Origin of the sequence: Janthinobacterium sp. CG_23.3, assembly GCF_046115965.1 — a bacterium.
Classification (GTDB): Bacteria; Pseudomonadota; Gammaproteobacteria; order Burkholderiales; family Burkholderiaceae_D; genus Janthinobacterium.
In genome coordinates, this window is sequence record NZ_JBJXIB010000227.1 from 1 (window position 1) to 3,527 (window position 3,527).

The following is a 3,527-nucleotide window of genomic DNA, read 5'->3' on the forward strand; positions in this document are numbered from 1 at the left end:
GCGCGGGTCGGTTGCATGATTTTCTCCTAAGTTGATTCTTCGAACCTTCACTTTAGGATTAATTTGCGTCTTTTGCCGACCCGCCTTCATTCATAATATCTACGAAAAGCGCGCTAACTGAACGACCTCGTTAAAAGTGCCGTGGACGCACAGGGCCGGCGTATAAAGCGCGTTGGCGCAAGAGCGCGCCCGCGCGACACGTTCGCCGCCGGGGCGAGGAATTTTTCGACATTGACTTGATAAATATCATGTTTAGTTGTCGCGGCGCGCGATAATCAAGCATCCGCCTTGATAGATATGCAATCCCATTCATATAATTGTCGAATGCTAGAATGTGGATTCGCAACTTTCAGGTGCCCAGGATGCCCGTTTCACTCTTAGTTCCGCGATGACGACCGGGCGCATCAACGCCAGCCCGAAGCCGGTCAAACCGAGCGCGCTGAAAAGTGCCAAGGCGCCGCCGCGCCCGCTGTTCCCGATCGTCGCCATCGGCGCCTCTGCCGGCGGACTCGACCCCATCGTCGCCTTCCTCGCCAACGTGCCGCAGGACAGCGGCATCGCCTACGTCGTCATTCAGCACCTCGACCCGACCCACAAGGCGATGCTGCCGGAGCTGCTGCAGCGCGCCACCAGCCTGCCGGTGGCGCAAATCACCCACCGGATGGAGGTGCGGCCGAACCGCGTCTACGTCATCCCGCCAAACGCCGACCTGGGCATCGCCGACGGCCGCCTGCTGCTGGCCGAGCCGTCCCAGCAGCGCGGCCACCGCCTGCCGATCAACCTGTTTTTCGCCGCCCTGGCGGCCGAGCGCGGCGAACTGGCGGTCGGCGTGGTCTTTTCCGGCATGGGCGGCGACGGCACCCGCGGCCTGCAGGCGATCAAGGAACGCAACGGGCTGACGTTGGCGCAGTTCCCCGATTCGGCCAAGTTCGAGTATATGCCGGCCAGCGCCATCGGCGCCGAGGTCGTCGACCTGATCGACATGCCGGAGAAAATGCCGGAAAAGATCATCTCCTACCTGTTCCGCAGCTTCCTGAACCTGCCCGGCGACGAGCACCGCGGCAAGAACGCGCTGCACGAGATCGTCGAGCTGCTTGGCGAGCATACCGGCAACAGCTTCACCGACTACAAGATCAACACGGTGCTGCGGCGCATCGAGCGGCGTATGAGCCTGTACCAAATCTCGTCGATGGAGGGCTACGTGTCCTACCTGCGCGAGAACCCGGCCGAGATCGACCTGCTGTTCAAGGAAATGCTGATCGGCGTGACCAGTTTCTTCCGCGACCAGAAGGTGTGGGAATACCTGAAGGCGGTGGCGCTGCCGCAGCTGTTGGCGGCCCACCCCGGGGGGCGCGCGTTCAAGGCCTGGATACCGGCCTGCTCGACCGGCGAGGAAGCCTATTCGCTGGCGATGGTGTTCAACGAGGTGGTGGCCAACGTCAACCCGACGGCGAAATACTCGCTGCAGATCTTCGCCACCGACCTGTCGGGCGACGCCATCGACCGCGCCCGCCTGGGCCGCTTCGCGCCGGCCATCGCCAACGACGTCTCGGCCGAGCGGCTGAAGCATTTTTTCGTGGCGGAAAAGGACGGCTACCACGTCAAGAAGGAGATCCGCAACATGATCATCTTCGCCCAGCAGAACGTCATTTCGGACCCGCCGTTCACCAAGCTCGACATCCTGTGCTGCCGCAACCTGCTGATCTACCTGAACGCCAAGCTGCAGCAGCGCCTGATTCCGCTGTTCCACTACGCGCTCAAGCGCGACGGCTTGCTGCTGCTGGGCAGCGCCGACACGCCGGGCCATTTTACCGACCTGTTTTCGCCGCTGACGACGACGACCCGGCTGTACCGCCGCCTCGACAACCTGGCGCGCCAGCGCCTGCCGACGTATTTTCCGACCAAACTGTCGGCCGCGTCCCCCCCCCACACCCTCGAGAGAAGTGAGCATGCCCGGAAAGATTCAATCCCACGTGGAGCAGTTGCTGCTTCAAAAATATTCGCCGGCGGCGGCCCTGCTCAACCCGGACGGCGACATCCTCTACATCAACGGTCGCACCGGCGCCTTCCTCGAACCGGCCGCCGGCAAGGCCAACTGGAACATCCACGCGATGGCGCGCGAGGGCCTGCGCTACGAGCTGGCCGGCCTGATCAAGCAGGCGCTGGGCAGCGAGGGCGTGGTCCGCCTGAAGGGGCTGGTGGTCAAGGACCACCTCGGCCTGGCCCAGGGCGTCGACCTGAGCGCCGAGGCTTTGAGCCAGCCCGAGTCGCTGCACGGCATGGTGTTCCTGACCTTCGCCAGCGCGCCGCTGCTGCCCGCGGCCAAGCGCGGCCGCTCGCCCAACCCCAAGGTGCTCGAACTGGAGCAGCAACTGTTGCAGGCCCGGACCGAGATCCAGGCGGTGCGCGACGAAATGCAAACCTCGCGCGAGGAATTGAAATCGGCCAACGAGGAGTTGCAGTCGACCAACGAGGAGTTGCAGTCGACCAACGAGGAGTTGACCACGTCGAAGGAGGAGATGCAGTCGCTCAACGAGGAACTGTACACCGTCAACGCCGAGCTGCAATCGAAGGTCGACGACCTGTCGCTGGTCAACAGCGACATGAAGAACCTGCTCAACAGCACCGACATCGCCACCATCTTCCTCGATAGCGGCCTGCGCATCCGCCGCTTCACGGCGCCGGCCACGCAAATCTACAAGCTGATCGCCACCGACCTGCGGCGCCCGCTCAGCGACATCGTCAACGACCTCGACTACCCGGACCTGGAAACCGACGCCCAGGAGGTGATCCGCTCGCTGGTGTTTTCCGAGCGCCAGGTGCCGACCAAGACCGGGCGCTGGTACAACGTGCGCATCATGCCTTACCGTACCATCGACAACGTCATCGACGGCGTCGTCGTCACCTTCATCAACATCACCGAGTCCAAGCTGCTCGAGGCGCAGTTGCGCCTGATCCAGAGCCAAGGCAAGGCCACGCTCGAGAGCGTGAAGTGAACCGCTCCGCCGGCGGTCCGGCCGAGGCGGCGCTGATGCGCGCGCAAGCCGAGCAGCCCGGCGCCGGCCCGCACGGCGACATGCACAGGCAGTTGCACGCGCTGCGCGTGAGCCAGTTCGAGCTGGAGATGCAGAGCGCCGCGCTGGCCGAACTGCAGTTGATCAAGGACGAGTTCGAGGTCGGCCTGAACCACTACGCCGAACTCTACGAGCTGGCCCCGGCCAGTTATTTCTCGATCGAACGCGGCGGCCGCATCTCGCGCGCCAACGTCGCCGCCGCGGCGCTGCTGCGCAGCCCGCGCTCCGAGCTGTTGGGCCGACAATTCGAGCAGTTCATCGCCCCCGAGGGCCAGCGCCGCTTCCGCGACTTCATCGACGCGGTCTTCGACAGCGGCGCGCGGCAGGTGCTGGAGGTGGCGCTGTTCCGGGGGGGGGGGGAGGAGGGGGGGGGGGGGGATAGCACCGCGGACAAGAAAGAACAAACACCACAAACACGCCCCCCCGCCCTCCCCAACCCCCCCGCCCCCCACA

At 64.4% G+C, this 3,527-nt stretch carries 2 protein-coding genes and 1 pseudogene; all 3 read left to right on the forward strand.

Features of this window, described 5'->3' with window-relative positions:
• Positions 1-388: 388 nt before the first annotated feature.
• Positions 389-1,783, forward strand: a pseudogene (locus ACFDR9_RS27200) (chemotaxis protein CheB); the annotation flags it as partial.
• Between the two features lie 166 nt (positions 1,784-1,949).
• Positions 1,950-2,996, forward strand: a complete 1,047-nt coding sequence (locus tag ACFDR9_RS27205) for a PAS domain-containing protein (protein WP_409033007.1) — start codon at positions 1,950-1,952, stop codon at positions 2,994-2,996.
• Positions 2,993-3,527, forward strand: a 535-nt coding sequence (locus tag ACFDR9_RS27210) for a PAS domain-containing protein (protein ID WP_409033008.1), incomplete at its 3' end; no start/stop codon positions are given. The genes ACFDR9_RS27205 and ACFDR9_RS27210, both read left to right, overlap by 4 nt.